At 66.4% G+C, this 15560-nt stretch carries 17 protein-coding genes and 1 pseudogene; 11 read left to right on the forward strand and 7 right to left on the reverse strand.

Annotated elements, in window-relative coordinates:
- The first annotated feature begins 85 nt into the window (after nt 1-85).
- Together H7J93_RS25565 and H7J93_RS25570 are read left to right on the forward strand one after the other, a co-directional pair.
- Nucleotides 86-1045: an NADP-dependent oxidoreductase gene (locus H7J93_RS25565; protein WP_267309091.1), complete on the forward strand. Its 960-nt coding sequence runs from the start codon at nt 86-88 to the stop codon at nt 1043-1045.
- A gap of 93 nt (nt 1046-1138) precedes the next feature.
- Nucleotides 1139-1471, forward strand: a complete 333-nt coding sequence (locus H7J93_RS25570) for a hypothetical protein (RefSeq protein WP_267309092.1) — start codon at nt 1139-1141, stop codon at nt 1469-1471.
- 31 nt (nt 1472-1502) lie between these two features.
- Here the strand turns inward: H7J93_RS25570 and H7J93_RS25575 are convergent, their stop codons facing one another.
- Entirely contained in the window at nt 1503-1928 is a 426-nt protein-coding gene (locus tag H7J93_RS25575; RefSeq protein WP_267309093.1) for a hypothetical protein, read from the reverse strand.
- A 240-nt stretch (nt 1929-2168) separates the two neighbouring features.
- Here H7J93_RS25575 and H7J93_RS25580 point away from each other — a divergent pair, with 240 nt between their 5' ends.
- The 3 genes from H7J93_RS25580 to H7J93_RS25590 all read left to right on the forward strand — a co-directional run bounded on the left by H7J93_RS25580 (nt 2169) and on the right by H7J93_RS25590 (nt 5800).
- The gene (locus tag H7J93_RS25580; RefSeq protein ID WP_267309094.1) at nt 2169-3080 is read left to right on the forward strand and encodes an MBL fold metallo-hydrolase; all 912 of its coding nucleotides are present in this window, start codon (nt 2169-2171) and stop codon (nt 3078-3080) included.
- Between the two features lie 77 nt (nt 3081-3157).
- Nucleotides 3158-3814, forward strand: a complete 657-nt coding sequence (locus H7J93_RS25585) for an FKBP-type peptidyl-prolyl cis-trans isomerase (protein ID WP_267309095.1) — start codon at nt 3158-3160, stop codon at nt 3812-3814.
- Between the two features lie 72 nt (nt 3815-3886).
- Entirely contained in the window at nt 3887-5800 is a 1914-nt protein-coding gene (locus H7J93_RS25590; protein ID WP_267309096.1) for a serine/threonine-protein kinase, read from the forward strand.
- Nucleotides 5801-5858: 58 nt separating this feature from the next.
- Here H7J93_RS25590 and H7J93_RS25595 read toward each other — a convergent pair whose 3' ends face one another.
- A complete protein-coding gene (locus H7J93_RS25595) occupies nt 5859-6224 on the reverse strand; it encodes a hypothetical protein (RefSeq protein WP_267309097.1) in 366 nt (121 codons plus the stop codon).
- Nucleotides 6225-6393: 169 nt separating this feature from the next.
- Between H7J93_RS25595 and H7J93_RS25600 the strand changes: the two genes are divergently transcribed.
- Entirely contained in the window at nt 6394-6669 is a 276-nt protein-coding gene (locus H7J93_RS25600; RefSeq protein WP_267309098.1) for a hypothetical protein, read from the forward strand.
- A 3-nt stretch (nt 6670-6672) separates the two neighbouring features.
- Here H7J93_RS25600 and H7J93_RS25605 read toward each other — a convergent pair whose 3' ends face one another.
- Nucleotides 6673-7107, reverse strand: coding sequence for a DUF4383 domain-containing protein (locus tag H7J93_RS25605; protein WP_267309125.1), 435 nt, complete (start codon nt 7105-7107; stop codon nt 6673-6675).
- Nucleotides 7108-7359: 252 nt separating this feature from the next.
- Here H7J93_RS25605 and H7J93_RS25610 point away from each other — a divergent pair, with 252 nt between their 5' ends.
- The 3 genes from H7J93_RS25610 (at nt 7360) to H7J93_RS25620 (ending at nt 8914) form a co-directional block, all read left to right on the forward strand.
- Nucleotides 7360-7641 (forward strand): DUF732 domain-containing protein, encoded by a 282-nt coding sequence (locus H7J93_RS25610; protein ID WP_267309099.1) that lies wholly within the window; start codon nt 7360-7362, stop codon nt 7639-7641.
- A 171-nt stretch (nt 7642-7812) separates the two neighbouring features.
- Nucleotides 7813-8226: a hypothetical protein gene (locus tag H7J93_RS25615; protein WP_267309100.1), complete on the forward strand. Its 414-nt coding sequence runs from the start codon at nt 7813-7815 to the stop codon at nt 8224-8226.
- A gap of 40 nt (nt 8227-8266) precedes the next feature.
- On the forward strand, nt 8267-8914 hold the full coding sequence (locus H7J93_RS25620; RefSeq protein ID WP_267309126.1) for an MOSC domain-containing protein: 648 nt from the start codon (nt 8267-8269) through the stop codon (nt 8912-8914).
- 64 nt (nt 8915-8978) lie between these two features.
- On the opposite strand, the gene H7J93_RS25625 is transcribed toward H7J93_RS25620, so the two are convergent.
- On the reverse strand, nt 8979-9368 hold the full coding sequence (locus tag H7J93_RS25625; protein WP_267309101.1) for a DUF4267 domain-containing protein: 390 nt from the start codon (nt 9366-9368) through the stop codon (nt 8979-8981).
- Nucleotides 9369-9402: 34 nt separating this feature from the next.
- Here H7J93_RS25625 and H7J93_RS25630 point away from each other — a divergent pair, with 34 nt between their 5' ends.
- Nucleotides 9403-10002: a DJ-1/PfpI family protein gene (locus tag H7J93_RS25630; protein ID WP_267309102.1), complete on the forward strand. Its 600-nt coding sequence runs from the start codon at nt 9403-9405 to the stop codon at nt 10000-10002.
- Here the strand turns inward: H7J93_RS25630 and H7J93_RS25635 are convergent.
- Together H7J93_RS25635 and H7J93_RS25640 are read right to left on the reverse strand one after the other, a co-directional pair.
- Nucleotides 9999-11202: pseudogene (locus H7J93_RS25635) on the reverse strand (NAD(P)/FAD-dependent oxidoreductase). The gene H7J93_RS25630 and the pseudogene H7J93_RS25635 overlap by 4 nt on opposite strands.
- A gap of 107 nt (nt 11203-11309) precedes the next feature.
- The gene (locus H7J93_RS25640; protein ID WP_267309103.1) at nt 11310-12494 is read right to left on the reverse strand and encodes an acyl-CoA dehydrogenase family protein; all 1185 of its coding nucleotides are present in this window, start codon (nt 12492-12494) and stop codon (nt 11310-11312) included.
- A gap of 87 nt (nt 12495-12581) precedes the next feature.
- Between H7J93_RS25640 and H7J93_RS25645 the strand changes: the two genes are divergently transcribed.
- A complete protein-coding gene (locus H7J93_RS25645; RefSeq protein WP_267309104.1) occupies nt 12582-14132 on the forward strand; it encodes a class I adenylate-forming enzyme family protein in 1551 nt (516 codons plus the stop codon).
- On the opposite strand, the gene proS is transcribed toward H7J93_RS25645, so the two are convergent.
- Nucleotides 14126-15532: a proline--tRNA ligase gene (gene proS / locus H7J93_RS25650; RefSeq protein ID WP_267309105.1), complete on the reverse strand. Its 1407-nt coding sequence runs from the start codon at nt 15530-15532 to the stop codon at nt 14126-14128. The genes H7J93_RS25645 and proS overlap by 7 nt on opposite strands.
- Between the last annotated feature and the right edge of the window lie 28 nt (nt 15533-15560).

A 15560-nucleotide genomic window follows, 5' to 3' on the forward strand; every position in this document is an offset into this window, starting at 1 on the left:
AATCGCTCCCGCGAACTGTTGCCGATGGCGAGCAGTTGCCGCGTCGATCTGTCTGCGGGCACATCGATCAACATGGGAGGGCGTAGTGAAAGCAGTAGGATTCCACCGCTTCGGCGGTCCAGAAGTGCTGGAAGTACTCGATCTGCCCGAACCGCACCCCGGTCGCGGCGAGGTCCGCATCAAAGTGACCGCCGCCGCGGTCAATCCGTCGGACACCGTGTCCCGATCGGGCCAGGCGAAGGCGCTGATGCAGAAGGCCGACCCGAACCTGCAGTACCCACCCGGCCCCTATGTCGTGGGCTGGGATGCGGCCGGGGTCATCGATGAGACCGGCGGCGGCGCACCCGATGACCTCTCCATCGGCGACCACGTCATGGCGGTGACGCTGCCGGTCGGTGCAAGAGGTGCGTACGTGGAGTATCTGGTGGTCTCCGCGGATTCGGTCGTGCACACTCCGGTCGGGTGGGATGACGTTGCGGCCTGCACGCTGCCGCTCAACGGGCTGACGGCGCGTCGGGCCCTGGACCTGCTGGCGCTGCCGCCGGGGTCGACGGTCGCGATCACCGGGGCGGCGGGCGCGTTCGGCGGGTACGCCATCGAACTGGCGAAGGCCGACGGCCTACGCGTGATCGCCGACGCGTCCGAGGCCGACTATGGTCTCGTCACCCAGTTCGGCGCGGATGTGGTGGTGCCGCGCGGTGACGACGTCGCCAAGAATATCCGCGAGGCGGTGCCCGACGGGGTGCACGGCCTCGCCGACGGCGCAATCCTCGACGACAAAGTGACTGCTGCTGTTCGCGACGGCGGCAGGATAACCACCCTGCGTGGCTACACCCGTAGCAATGAGCGCGAAATCACTTGGCATCCGGTCCATGTCATGGACTATCTGCGTGCTCGCCCGCAGCTGGACCAGTTGCGTCAGCAGGCCGAGGACGGGCTGCTTACCGCCCGCATTGCCGACATCCTGCCCATTGAGAATGCGAGCGAAGCACACCGACGCCTGGAAGCCGGCGGGGTGCGCGGCCGCCTCGTGCTGACGCTGTGAACAAACTGACTGCCTGGAGCTCGTTGCAATCCCCTAATGGCGACGTCGGTCGCGGTACATAATTTCCCCAAAGCATTGAATTCAGGGGGAATCATGTCGAAACCGTTCCATCGCAGGGCCGCGGCCGGCTTGGTCGCGGGCGGCCTGTGTGCACTCATCGCGGGCGCACCCACGGCAGGCGCTGAGAACGAACCTGTCCCGACGCAGGACAATGCCGTGTACGCCATCGCGGACGGCTACATCGCGAAGCAGGAGGCTTGCACTCCTGAGCTCACCCCATTTTTCGAGTCGATCACATGGGACCCGCCGGGGTTCACCCCCGAAGGCGGCACCGGCATGATTCACGACGCCAACCCGGCGCTTGGCGGGCAGTTCGCGGCGACCTGGAACGGCCAGTCCTGGGACGTCGAGTACCAGTTCTGCTGAGCACCGCACCTCTACCCGCGCAACGCGCGGGTTACCGCTGGGTGGTCAGCACGGGCGCATCGAGGACTCCACGTGATGGAACCCTCGTCGGCGGTTTGGGCTGGACCTCCACAAAAGTTCCCGAGGACAAATCGGTGCTCACGATCGGCGGAAACTTCTTCGGCGGATCCGGTTGCGTCTCGAGGACGGCTCCTCCGCTTGGCTGCAGGAGATCATCCGGATTGATGCAGGCGCCGTTGCGCATAACGCCGCCGGCATGTTCACAGCAGTAGTCGGTCGGCATGTCGCGCTCCAGGCACGATGCGAAGTCGGCTTCTTTGTAGGTGGCATTCGCGACGGCGATAGCCCCGAAAGGTATTGCGGCGAGGGCAAGGACACCTGCGGTCAGCGTGGTGCGTGCCATCCGACGCGAAGGCGCGGAAACTGCGACGGGGCGGTTGGTGGTCGAAAGCTTCATGGTGGTGTCTCCCTGGGTCTCGGCGTCCGGCGGATGCCGCTTTCTTCGGTGGTGAAGCAAGTCTCCGACGGCCGGCTATCCCTCCGTAATCGCTGGGACGAGAGATTCCACTTCCGAAAGGGAAGGGTTTGCTATCCGCTGGGTAAGAGGCGCAGTCCTGCACGCGGGATAAATCGCGCCCTCGGGCGGCGTTCCACGAAACGACAGGGTCATTTCGGGCACATCGGTCAAGGAGAGAACATGAGCGTGGACAGCATTTCCCTCGGTAGCACGGGACTCGACGAGTTGGTCCCGTCGCGTTACGCGGTACAGGTGGGCGACATCGAGGTGCTGGTGATCAGCGACGGCGTCCTGCCCATCGCGGCCCGAACGATGGCGACCAACGCCGACCCGACCGAATACGGGCAATGGCTCAACGACATGTTCCTGCCGCAGGACGTGCTCGACTGGCCGCTGAACGTCGTCGTGGTCCGCAGCGGCGGCCGGACCATCCTCGTCGACGCGGGCCTGGGCGTGGAGTTCCCCGACTTCCCGCGGGCCGGGCAGACAGTCCACCGTCTGGAGGCTGCCGGCATCGACCCCTCGGCCGTGACCGACGTCGTGCTCACCCACCTGCACATGGACCACGTCGGGGGGCTCCTGTCCCAGGGCCTCAAGGAACGGCTGCGCCCCGATCTGCGGGTCCACGTGGCCACCCGTGAAGCCGAGTTCTGGGAAGCACCCGACTTCACCCACACCGACATGCCGGCGCCGGTGCCCGACGCGCTGCGCTCGATCGCCACGCGCTTCCTCAACGAATATCGCGGCTACATAAAGACGTTTGAGACCGAGTACGAGATCGCACCGGGAGTGCTCGTCGCCCGCAACGGTGGCCACACCCCCGGACACAGCATCGTGCGCCTGGCGTCCGGCGGTGATGCACTGACGTTCGCCGGCGACTCCGTGTTCGCCCCGGGTTTCGACAACCCCGAGTGGTACAACGGCTTTGAACATGATCCTGAGGAGTCCGCCCGCGTCCGGATCGAACTGCTTCGGGAGCTGGCGGCGACCGGTGAAGCGATGGTGGCGACGCATCTGCCGTTCCCATCCGTCTGCCATGTGGCGACGGCGGGCGACGTCTTCCGGTGCGTACCGGCCATCTGGGATTACTGACCGGCCGACCGCCCGCTGTCTGGGCCCCGCCAGACCGGCGGGGTGCCAGAAAGTCATCGTTATGTAGCGTGGCGACCGTGAATTTCTCCCGTGTGTCCTCCTCTGTTGCACTCGCTGCCGGTGCCACGTTGCTCGTGACGACGCTGGCCGCGTGTGGTTCCGACTCCGAGTCGGTTGCGTCATCGACGAGCACGTCCACGACGACCCCTGCGGACCCGTTTTCGGTCACCGAAACGCAAACGCCGACCGCAGCACCGACTCCCGCCGCGGCCACGACGTGCCCGACGGCGGCGCCGGCTGTCGGCGGCACCCCCGAGTGGACGCTGCCCGGGGCCACCGGAAGCGTCTCTGTCACCGGTTCGACGGATACGACCGCGCCGGACATCAAGGTGGAGACACCATTCAGCGTGACCGAGACCCAGGTGCAGACGCTGCAGCCCGGCGACGGTCCGGTCGTCGCCGACACGGCAACGGTGTCGGTCTGCTATATGGGCGTCAACGGCCGCGACGGCTCTGTGTTCGACAGCAGCTACCAGCGCGGCGCTCCCGAGGAATTCCCGCTCAACGGCGTCGTGCCCGGCTTCCAGAAGGCCATCGCGGGCCAGAAGGTCGGATCGACGGTCGCGGTGGCGATGACCTCGGCCGACGGTTACGCCGACGGTCAGCCCGCCGCCGGAATCCTGCCCGGCGACACGCTCGTCTTCGCGATCAAGATCCTCGACGCGTCGAGCTGAGCCGCGGCTCAGCGCCCCGTCGCGCCGCTATCAGGTCACGAACTGCGTGAGCGGCCGGTTATCGTGTGCCCCGTGGAAGGCACGCCATTCGGTCGCTACCGGCTGCTCGAATTGCTGGGTCGCGGCGGGATGGGCGAGGTCTGGCGCGCCTACGACACCGAGATCGACCGCGTCGTCGCGCTCAAGATGCTGCTCCCGCATCTGAGCGAAGACCCAGAGTTCGAGAAACGCTTTCGCCGCGAGGTCCGCGCGGCCGCCCGCCTGGATGACCGCCACGTCGTGCCTATCTACGACGTCGGCGAGATCGACGGCCGGCTGTACGTCACCATGCGGATCATCAACGGCACCGATCTGCACACGCTGCTCGACCGCGGACCTCTGGAACCGGAACGCGCCGTGGCGATCATCGAGCAGATCGCCAACGCGTTGCAGAACGCGCATCAGACGGGGCTCGTCCACCGCGACGTGAAACCCTCGAACATCCTGCTCGAACCGAACGACTTCGCCTACCTCATCGACTTCGGTATCGCACGCACCGCCGAGGACGGGGTGACGCAGACCGGTTCAGCCATCGGCACCTGGGCGTACATGGCGCCCGAACGCTTCAGCACCGACCAGACCAACCCCAGCTCCGACATCTACGCGCTGGCCTGTGTGCTCTACGAATGCCTCACGGGTGAACAACCCTTCCCCGGCAACACTTTCGAGAAGGTCGCCAGCGGTCACATCTTCACTCCGCCGCCGAGACCCTCTCAAGTCAGCCGCACCGTCCCGACAGCGCTGGACGAGGTCATCGCAAAGGGTCTTGCCAAGCAGCCCGCGGAACGCTACCCCTCCGCCGTCGAGATGGCCTCTGCGGCAAAGGAAGTCATCAGCCGTCCCAGTCAGCATCCGAACCCTCCGATGCCGCCGCCCCCGCAGTGGGCGCCGCCACCCGGCGGGGCCCCGCCGCCGAGCGCACCGCCGGTGTTCTCCTATCCGCCGCACAGTGTCCCGAATCTGCAGGCGCCGCCCACGATGGCGGCGCCTCCGCGCCCCGGAGGAAAGCGCGGTCTGCTCGTCGGCGCCCTGGTCTTCGTCGCGACCCTCATCCTGGTAGCCGGTGTCATCGCCGTCGTGGAGTTCACCGGACGTGACAAGTCCCCCGCCGGCCCGCCGGCGGCGAATGGTGCGCAGTTCAGCGGCACCTACACCGCCGACTACGGTCCAGGGACCGACCTCGAGGACAAGCCCGTCCCGAATGCGCCTGCAACAACGAGCAATTGGGCTGTCCGCTCGGAATGCGGATCCGCCGGTTGTGTCGCGACCGCGGCGAACGTCAGCGGCGCGGGTATGGCCCTGCTGTCAAACCTGACGTTCGACCAGTTGGGTGGCACCTGGGTCGCGGTCGGCCTCTCGTCGGCGCAGTGCGGCGGCGACCAACCCGTCGAGCTCTGGGTGATCTTCACGCTGCAACCGCAATCCGACGGCACCTTGACCGGCGAAACGATCAGGGCGTCCACCAACGGTGCCTGCGCCGCCAAGCGGACGGTCAAGTTCACCCGCACCGGTGACCCTGACCCGACCAAGGTTCCGGATCCTGCGGTCCTGCCGCCGCGCGCCGTCAGCCCCGCGGAGGCGCTGCACGGCAGCTACCGCCAGACGACGACGTTCACCAACGGCAACGTCGTACCGGGAAATGTGCTGTCCGCCAACACTTACTGTCTGCGGACCGGGGACCGGTGCATGAGTCTGTTCCACTCGCCCGACGGGGTCGTCACCCTCATCTTTGCCGACGACAAGTGGACGCGTGATGAAGCGGGTACGACGTCGTGCCCGGGTGGTGGCACAGCGCAGGTGACGATCACCGCCGAGTATCCGATGCCGAAGCAGTTGGACGACCCGATCGCGCTGCTCACCGGACGCGGGAAGCAAACCGTCGCGGCGGGAGGCGCCTGCGCCGGCGGTGGGGATTTCACCGACACATTCGAACGCACCGGCTCCTAAGCGATTTGTGTGCGTTCTGGCGCGGTGAGCGCTCCTGAACGCACACAAATCGCGGGGGTTACGGGCACGCCGTCGTCGGAATGAACAACGTCCAGCACCACCCCGGTGAGAGCGGCGGCGTGAATCCGGGCGGCGGTGGAGGCGGCGGCGGTGGCACCTCACCCTCGAAGATGTTCGACGCGACATTGCCCTGCCCGTGGTAGACGTACCAGTACGTGTGACACACGTTGTTATCCCAAATCACCGGGTTCACACGAAGATTGCCGGTCTGCACCGGCGGGTCCCCTGGACACCAACGACATGGGCCGGACGGGTTGTCCTCCGGACAGCCGGGCCAGGACCGCAGCGGTGCCGGATCGCCGGGGAACGCCTGAGCAGTGCCCTGGAACGGCCCCGAACCGGCGATCACAACGCCGAATGCCATCAGCCCACCGGCGATGAGTCGCCTCCGATTGTTTGTGTTCATGCACAAGTACACGTCCACAGCCGCGCTACCGATCCCAACATGAGTTTGGGATCGGTAGCGCCGACGGCGATCTCTACTTGGCGCACTGGAGGCGTCGACGGCGGCGCCCCACCGAAAGGAGTACACCATGATCACCACTCAACACTTTCGGCGGTTCGTCACAGCGACGCTCGGTTCGGCAGTCACCGGTGCCGCGGCGTCCGCAGTGCTGTTCTCCGGAGCCGGAGCGGCGAACGCGACCACCCTCGCCGACCTCCCACTGCTCCCCTGCGCGAGCTGCGCGGGATTCGACCCGCAGCCGGATCCGCCCCGTCCGTCGGACCGCTTCAACCCGTCCCGCGGCCTGAACCCGCCGCCTGGGCTGAACCCACCGCCCGGACTCAAGGGCGACGGGTCAGTGTGAGCCCTATCGCGCGTTTCGTAGATCCGCGAGCGAGTTTCGAAATCCGCCGTCCAGCCGGATCTGCACGGCAGCGACCGCGACCATCACCGCCGCGGACACCAGATGCACCACCGCGTCGGTGATGTTGTTCGGAAACGCGAAGATGTAGGCCACCTGGTTCGAGAAGAACGCCCAGATGCCGGGCAGTGCCCCCGCCACCGCGGCGACGAGCAGGTACAGCACCGACCACGACTTGCGAATCACGAAGAACAGGCCCGGACCGAAGAGCGCGAGGCCGGCGACCGCATGCCAGCCGTTGTAATCCATCCCCAGAATCTGGGCGGTCGGCGCGTCAGGTCCTGTCGCAAAACTCGGCTCAGCGATGAAGCCGATGACGGCCTGGACGACGTGGAACACACAGATGATCAGCAATCCGAACTGAGCGAAACTCCACCTCACAAGGGTGCCTCCGTCGAAGATCGTCGGAATCACCTCGAATACTACGTCCTGTAGTAGATCGCTATCAAGAACTTCGTTCCCCTCCCTTGGCCCGCGACGATTCGGCCCAAGACCGATAGACCGTCTAAGCTGTACTTACTTAGGCAAAGATTTCGGCGTCTCGACCTGTATGGACGCCGAGGTGCAACCCGTGATCCCGTGCACGCCTCCTCGTGAGTGCGGCGGGATCACGCGTCTATCGGAGGTGTTGAGTTGAAGTACAGGGTCGGGGTCCCTTTGTCGGTCGGTGCCGCTGCCGTCGCGTTCGCTGCACCCGCGGTGGCGAGTGAGGACGAATTCGTCGAGACGATGCAGACCACTTACGCATTCCTCACCGAACAGCAATTGCGGTCCGAAGGTGCCAAGATCTGCAGCGCGCTCAGCGGCGGCATGCCGGCCTCGGATGGTGTCGTCATGGTGCGCAACGATCTGGGCGTCTCGATCTCTGCCGCCGGGGAAATCGTCAGCGCCGCCGTCGTGGAACTCGACTGCTGATACGTCGCGACACGTGGAATCGACTGCACAGCAGGTGATTCCCGCACGGGAAGTGACGGACTTGTCAATGCGGCTGTCTCCCAGCCTGTTCCGCGCGAACGCTAACCGGTAGCGCCCACGCCTCATGACGTGGGAAACTCATCGGGACGGTTTCAGAATCGAGGCACAGTCATGAACAGACGCCCGCGCACGTCGGCTGGCTGGGCGATCGGTGTCGGCGGGTTCGCGATCGTAGCGTTGGGCGCCATCGCGGGCGCCGGTGTCGCGCCTGCGCAGCCGGTACCCGTCGACCCCGTGGTCCCGCAGATTCCGGGCGTGGTGACCGGAATCGTGGAAGCCGGTGGTCCGATGCCCGCATCTCCCCCGCCGCCGCCCGGCGCGCCGACGGTGCCCACGATACCCGCCGAGCAGCTGCAGCAGAGCGGCGAGCTCGGGTCGTTCGGCGACATCATTGGCAACTTCACCAATCCGAATGACATCGTGACCAAGCTCTTCCCCAACCCGTCGGCGCCGTACACCCCGGTGCGGCAGATGCCGATGGGGCCACCGCCGCCGTCGGACCCGGCGTTCGCCCCTGCCGGTTAGGCCACCACGGGCGCGCCACTACCCTGTACGCGTGGCAAATGTGTTGTCGGTCAACCTGGCGCGTGTCCGGGCGAATCCCGATGCGCCATCACGGCAGACAGGCATCGACAAATCCGCGACCACAGGCGCCGTCATGGTCCGATCGCCCGGCCCGATGCGCGGCGGCCTCGGCAGCGGCCTCGTCGGCGACACCATCGGAAACCAGAAATTCCACGGCGGCGACGATCAAGCGGTCTACGTCTATGCGCGCGAGGATCTCGACGAGTGGGAGACGCGCCTCGAACGTCCGCTCACCCACGGCATGTTCGGGGAGAACCTCACGACCTCCGGCGTCGACGTCACGCACGCACGGATCGGTGAACGTTGGCGTATCGGCACGGGCGGCCTGGTGCTCGAGGTTTCCGCACCGCGCACTCCGTGCCGAACCTTCTCTGCGTTCCTGAACCTCAAAGGGTGGATGAAGACGTTCACCGAAGCAGGGAAACCCGGCGCGTATCTGCGGGTCGTCTCGCCGGGACCGGTGCAGGCCGGCGACACGATCTCGATAGAAGACCGCCCCGACCACGACGTGACCATCAACCTGGTCTTCCGGGCTCGAATGACCGATCCCGAATTGCTTCCGCAGTTGTTGGCCGCCGATGCACTGTCCGCAGAGCTGAAGGCGTATGTGCGCAAGCGACTGAACTAACGTTGCGATTTCGGCGTGCTTAGTCACGCTCAGCGTGACCTAGCACGCCGAAATCGCAAACCACTCATTCGGGCGCAGGCGCCTTCTTCCGCCGACGCGTCGCACCCCAGAGTCCGACGCCGATGCCGACGACCGCGCCGCCGAGCCCGATGACCTGCTGTGAGCGCGACATCTCGTTGTGCACCCGCAACCCGCCCAGCAGGTCGGCCGCGTCGGCGCCGCCCGATGCCAGAAACCAGCCACGGGTCTCCTTGCCGCGCAACGCCGCGCCGATCATCATGACGCCGATGAGCGCATCGCGATAACCCATCGAATGCAGGAGCAGCTGCGCTGTCGGGGCCGGCTTCTCGGAATCTCCCCACAGCCGGTTGGCACTCAGCGGATCGACGAGGAACGAAATACCCGACGCGAGGCGGATACCGCCCACGGCGAGTGCTGCACGGTCCAGAGGCATGGCGTGCAGCCTAAGGCAGGACCAGACTGAGTAGATGCGAATTGAGATCGTGGCGTTCGGCGGGTTCGACGCCCTCGACGTCGTCGCCCCGTGGGAGGTGTTCGCCCGCGCCGCGACCATCGCGCCGGACCTCGAAGTCGCGCTGGTTCGCGCCGACGGACCCCCGCTGGTGTCGGCCGCCAACGGGCTGCAGCTGCATGTGGCCGACGAGTTGGGCACGCCCGACGCGTTGTTCGTGCCTGGCGGAAGCTGGGTCGACGGGCACGACACCGGCGTGCCGCACGAGATCCGGCGTGGCACGCTCCCCCGCATCATCGCCGATCTGTCGACCTCCGTTCGGTGGACGGCGTCGGTCTGCACGGGCGCCCTGCTGCTCGGCGCGGCCGGGATACTGCGCAATCGCAACGCCACCACCAATCCCGCTGCGCTGGATGAGCTTTCGGGATACGGCGCCACCGTAAAGCAGAACCGCGTCGTCGACGACGGCAACGTGGTGACCGCGGGAGCCGTCACCGCCGGGATCGACGTCGCGTTGTGGTTGGTCCGCCGTGAAGTCGGCGACGACGTCGCCGAAAAGGTCGCACGCGCGATCGCCTACCCGATGCCGACCGACGTGTGGCACCGCGGCGGCTAACTGCGCTGGGGTACCTTCTCGGCCGCCTTGGGATCGCGCCACGCCTCCCAGAAGAGCAGGTGCGAGCGAATTCCCGGGTGACTGACCGTGTCCAGAACCCGGATGCCTGCGTTCGCGACGGCCGGTATCCCGACCAGCTTGTGAAAGAACCTGCCGCGGCGATACTCCTTGCCCCAGGTGGCTTCCACGACTTGTTCATAGTTGGTGAAGTCGTCGGGCCCACCGTTGGCCAGGCTTGCGACCGCGCACTCGCCCGCCGCGAGCCCGGACTGTAGCGCCTTTGAGATGCCCGCCCCGGACACCGGTCTCGCTGCACCCAACGCGTCACCGGCGAACAAGATGCCGGGCCGCCACGGTGGCCACGTCGTGAATCCCATTGGTAGCCGCCATGCCTGCAGCGCCTTGGACTCCTTCAGCTCGCTCACCGGCGGCAGTTCCCACTCCGCGGGCAACGTGCCGAGGAACTGTGTCAACAGCTTCGGTCGCGTTGATGTCGTGCCAGTGCTTGTAACTGGTGCAGTAGCCGAGACCGATGTTGGCCCTGCCGCCGCCGAGCGGGAAGACCCAGCCGTACCCCGGCAGCTGGTCGCCGTTGAACACGAGCTTCAAATGAATGTCGAGTGTGTCGGTGTCCATCCACTGCACCGGCGTCTCCGCACGAATTGCGATGGCCGAGTAGCCATTACGTTGCGACTCGAGCTTCAGCGCACGCTTGAGTGACGAATAGGCGCCGTCGGCGGCGATGACAGCTTCGGCGTTGATCCGCTCGCCGTCGGCCAGAATCACACCCACCACACGGCCGTTGTCGTCGAGCTGGGGCGCGATGACCTCGGCGGACTGGCGTACCTCCGCGCCGGCATTCCCGACGTGATCGAGCAGCACCGCATCGAGTTCGGTACGCCGGGCGACATGTCCGTGGTCGGGCATCCCCGGGCGGTTCGGAAACGACAGATTCCACTCGCTCGGGCTGAAGATCCGCGCGCCGTTGACACGATGGAAGGTGTTGACCCGCTCGGCGAGTCCCATCTTCTGGAGGTAGGACACCGCCCGCGGGGTGAGCCCGTCGCCGCAGGGTTTGTCACGCGGGAACCGCGCCTTGTCGAGCACCACCACGCGGGCGCCGGCCTGGACCGCCTGCCACGCGGCCGCAGCGCCGGCGGGACCACCACCCGAAATCGCCAGGTCAAAATGCTGCGTCATCGGTCTCGTCTCGAGCTTCGACTGAACTCGACTCCGACGCTATCGGAGCCGGTAGCCCGCCGCGCTAAAACCGTCGCCCGGTCACAATCTCGTCATACGCTCCGCGCTTACAGGCCGAACTGATCCTCGATGATGCCAAGCCAGATCTGCGCCGCGTCCATCGCCACCTTCTCGCTGATGAACGCGTGCTGGGTACCGGTGTACATGTCCCGGAACGCGCGCTCGAGACGGCTGCCTTCCCGGATCGAACTCGTGCCCGCGACGAGGTGTGCCCATTCGGCACACTCCCGGGCGACATCGGTGGCGTAGACCGCGGCAACGCGCATATCGGCGCGCAGCATCGGCGTCAACGCCTCCCCCGAGGCGACGGCCGCCTCGGCGGTGCTGAACGCCTCCAACACAAGTAGCCGCGCGGCGCGCCAGGCGGCCACGTGATGCGCGAGACCCTTCTGGAACGTCGGACGGCTGGCCAGCGAGGCCATGTCGCTCATCCGGAACTTGGTCGCGGCGAGTTCCGCAACATCGTCGAGCATGCTCTTGGCGACGCCCAACGCCCACGACGCATGACCCGCGGCCGTGACGGGCATCAGCCCCATCCGCATGGCCGGCGAGCTACCCCGCAACGGTTCTCGCGCGAACAGTTCGAAGGTCCGATACTCAGGTACGAAGAGTTCCTGGACATTGTAGTCGTAGGACCCGGTTCCCTTGAGCCCCTGCACAAACCAGCCATCGGTGAAAGTGATCTGCTCGCGAGGAATCACCGCCACCCGCATCTCGGGTACGCCTTCGCTGACCCAGCGCATCTCGCCGTCGGCCATCGGGAAGAAACCCGCTGCGACGTATTCCGAATGACCGGTTCCCGACCCGAAACTCCACGACCCGCTCAACGTGTAACCGCCGTCGACCACATGGCCCTGCCCGTTGGGGAAGAACTGACCACCCATCGTCACGCGGTTTCGGTGTGCACCAAAAACTTCCGCGAAGCCCTCGTCGGGCAGATAGGCGGCGGCGGCGAAGGACGACGGCAGGTTCGCGATGCCGACCCATCCGAAGGAGCCGTCCTGCCAAGCCATTTCGATCCAGGTCTCGATCATCTCGGCGAATGACGGCTCGAGCCCGCCGGCCTCGACTGGGTTGAACGCCGTCATCAACCCGGTGGCCCACATCTGATCGACGATCGCCGTCGTCAACGTGCGTGCCCGCTCGGACTCCGGTGCCTGCGCCTGCACGAGTTCGCGCATCCCCCGTGCGAGCCCGACAACCCGGTCAGCCGCCTCGACTGTCGATGTCATGCCCAGACAGTAACCGCCGGGCCTCCCCCTCGGCGGGAATTTCGATACCGATCGGATCGTAATTTTTCGTGCTCATAGACTTCGGCCGTGGATCAGCCGCGACCGACCGTGCCAGCGCTCCTGCAGCGCAGTGTGCGCGAGTTCGGCGACCAGACCTACCTGGTCACGCCGACAGACCGACTCACCTATCGCGACGCCGAACAGAGGTCGGCACTGCTGGCCCGCTGGCTGCTGGCCGAAGGCGTCGGCAAGGGCACGCGCGTCGGGCTCTTTTTCGCCAACGGCGTCGACTGGGTCGTCTGGTGGCTGGCCGTGTCCCGGATCGGTGCTCTCGCGGTGCCGCTGAGCACGCTGTACGCCCCGGCCGAGATCGCCAAGGTGGCGCAGCTGGCCGATGTCGCGCTGGTGATCGCCCCTCCCCAGGTGCTCACCATCGACGTCGCCGAACGGTTCGAAGCGGCGTTTCCCGAGCTGGCAGGTCAGCCCGCCGACCGGCTCACCCTGACCGCGGCGCCCTATCTGCGACGAATCGTGCTCACCGGCGACTCCGACCGCGACTGGGCGACGCTTTACGACGACAACGCGGCGCTGGTGCCCGACGATCTCTTGGCGGCTGTCGAAGACGAAGTGTTCCCCGCAGATCTGGCCGTCATGATCCATACGTCGGGGTCGACAGCGGACCCGAAGGGGGTGATCCACACCCACGGCACGCTGGTGCGGCAGACGTCGACATGGCCCGAGGCGATCCGCGCTGTGACGGGGTCGGGGGCGCATCCGCGGATTCTGTGTGCGATGCCGTTCTTCTGGATCGGTGGGCTCCTCGCGACGACGGGCGCGCTTCACGAGCCTGTCACACTCCTGGTCATGCCTCGGCTCGACGCCGAGACGGCGCTGGATCTCATCGAGCGCGAGCGGGCGACGGGCATCGTCGGATGGCCCGCGTTCACCCAACGTCTGCGCGAACATCCGACCTTCGTCGACCGCGACCTGTCCAGCGCGCCGATGCTGCGCGACGGGCCACTCGACATCGCGATGACGAATGTGCCCGACGGATTCCCCGTGCACCGCACCATGTCGGAAACCGCAGGCGGCTTCGCGTACACGGACATGCGCATCGTGGACGACGACGGCAGCCCGGTCGCCGACGGCGAGGTCGGCGAGTTGCTGGTCCGCGGAATCGGCGTGATGGCCGGCTACAACAAACGCGAACGCGCCGAGACGTTCGACGAGGACGGCTGGTATCACACCGGCGACCGGGTGTACCGCAAAGCAGGCGATCCGCGGTTGTTCTATGTCGGCCGCACCAGTGAACTCATCAAGGCGGCGGGCGCGAATGTCTCACCGCTGGAGGTCGAGTCGGTGATCGAAGGGTTCGCCGACGTGTCGCAATGCATCGTCGTCGGTGTCGACGATCCGGTACGCGGTGAAGAGGTGTGCGCCGTCGTCGTGCCCGGCGACGGGTCACTCGACGTGCGAGAGCTCTCCGCGCGTACGCGAGATCAGCTGTCCGCCTATAAGGTTCCGACGCGATGGGTGCTCGCGACCAGCGACCAGATCCCCACCCTCGCCAGCGGCAAGTTCAACCGTCGGGCGCTTCGAACGATGGTGATGGACGGGACGCTGACCCCAGCTCAGTAGGCGCGGGCGATATACGCGAGCACCCCTGCGTCATCGTCGGATTCAGGCAGCGATCCGTCGCTGCGTTGCAGGCACCGCACCGTCAGCCCAGCTGTGGCGAGGTCCGCCTCTCCCGCGTCGCCGACCAACTCCCACGGCACGCGAGCGACTCCGGTCTGCCCGGCCTCGCGTGCGTCGTCGAGCGTTGCGCAGTCGGCGATGACGTCATCGCGGCGCGCCGTTGCCGCCGCGAGCATTTGCGTCTGGATGTCCTTCGTCAACCGGAGCACCTCGTCTGCGACGCCGTTGAGCCCCACCGTGGCCTTGACTCGGGTGTCGCGGCGGTACAGCGTGGCGGCGTTGTCCGCGACATCGCGCGGACCGATCTCGATCCGGATCGGCACCCCCTGTAAATCCCATTCGGTGGCGCGCCAGCCGAACCCTTGAGAGACGTTGTCGTCCAGTCGCGTTCGGATCCCGGCGGCGGTGAGCTCGTCGGCGAGCACGGAGGCGGTGCGGGCGACAGCGCCGTCAGTTTCCTTCACCATTACGACGACGGCCTGCACCGGTGCAACAGCCGGCGGCAGGACGAGACCGTGATCGTCGCCGTGACACATGATCAGGCCGCCGAGCATGCGCGTCGACGAACCCCAGGACGTGGTCCAGCAGTGCTCGACGGTGCCGTCGGCGGTCGAGTACGTGATGTTGAAGGCGCGGCTGAATCTCTGGCCGAGTTCGTGCGACGTGCCCATCTGCAGCGCCTTGGCGTCGCGCATGATCGCTTCGCACGTCATGGTGTTCGCGGCGCCGGCGAAGCGCTCCCGGACGGTTTTGCGGCCGACGATCACCGGGATGGCCAGGACGTTACGCATGAAGTCCTCGTAGACCTCACGCAGAATGCGGTGGGCGTACTCCCGCGCCTGAGATTGCGTGGCGTGCGCGGTGTGGCCCTCCTGCCACAGGAACTCGGTGGTGCGCAGGAAGATTCGCGGCCGCATCTCCCAACGAACCACGTTGGCCCATTGATTGAGCAGCAGCGGAAGGTCACGATAGCTGTCGATCCACTTGGCCATGTACTCGCCGAAAACGGTTTCACTCGTCGGACGGATAGCCAGTGGCTCGGACAGCTCCTTACCCCCGCCGTGGGTCACGACGGCGAGTTCGGGGCTGAACCCCTCGACGTGCTCGGCCTCGCGCTCGAAGAAGCTCATCGGGATCAGCAATGGGAAGTACGCGTTGACCGCACCCGCCGACTTGATCCGAGCATCGATCTCGGCCTGCATGCGCTCCCACACCGCGTAGCCGCTGGGCCTGATGACGATGGTTCCGCGGGCGGGGCCGTTCTCGGCCAGTTTCGCCTTGGTCAGGACGTCCTGATACCAGCGCGGGAAGTCGTCGTGTTGAGCAGTCAGTACCGCCATGGCACGACCCTACTTTCGGCCCACCGCC

The sequence above is a fragment of the Mycobacterium barrassiae genome (assembly GCF_025822765.1).
GTDB lineage: Bacteria > Actinomycetota > Actinomycetes > Mycobacteriales > Mycobacteriaceae > Mycobacterium > Mycobacterium barrassiae.

What these genes read in the sequence shown, in the direction of transcription:
- H7J93_RS25570 (WP_267309092.1), top strand. Translation starts at nt 1,139, where the DNA reads ATGTCGAAACCGTTCCATCGCAGGGCCGCGGCCGGCTTGGTCGCGGGC.
- H7J93_RS25575 (WP_267309093.1), bottom strand. Translation starts at nt 1,928, where the DNA reads ATGAAGCTTTCGACCACCAACCGCCCCGTCGCAGTTTCCGCGCCTTCG.
- H7J93_RS25580 (WP_267309094.1), top strand. Translation starts at nt 2,169, where the DNA reads ATGAGCGTGGACAGCATTTCCCTCGGTAGCACGGGACTCGACGAGTTG.
- H7J93_RS25595 (WP_267309097.1), bottom strand. Translation starts at nt 6,224, where the DNA reads ATGGCATTCGGCGTTGTGATCGCCGGTTCGGGGCCGTTCCAGGGCACT.
- H7J93_RS25600 (WP_267309098.1), top strand. Translation starts at nt 6,394, where the DNA reads ATGATCACCACTCAACACTTTCGGCGGTTCGTCACAGCGACGCTCGGT.
- H7J93_RS25615 (WP_267309100.1), top strand. Translation starts at nt 7,813, where the DNA reads ATGAACAGACGCCCGCGCACGTCGGCTGGCTGGGCGATCGGTGTCGGC.
- H7J93_RS25625 (WP_267309101.1), bottom strand. Translation starts at nt 9,368, where the DNA reads ATGCCTCTGGACCGTGCAGCACTCGCCGTGGGCGGTATCCGCCTCGCG.
- H7J93_RS25630 (WP_267309102.1), top strand. Translation starts at nt 9,403, where the DNA reads ATGCGAATTGAGATCGTGGCGTTCGGCGGGTTCGACGCCCTCGACGTC.
- H7J93_RS25640 (WP_267309103.1), bottom strand. Translation starts at nt 12,494, where the DNA reads ATGACATCGACAGTCGAGGCGGCTGACCGGGTTGTCGGGCTCGCACGG.
- proS (WP_267309105.1), bottom strand. Translation starts at nt 15,532, where the DNA reads ATGGCGGTACTGACTGCTCAACACGACGACTTCCCGCGCTGGTATCAG.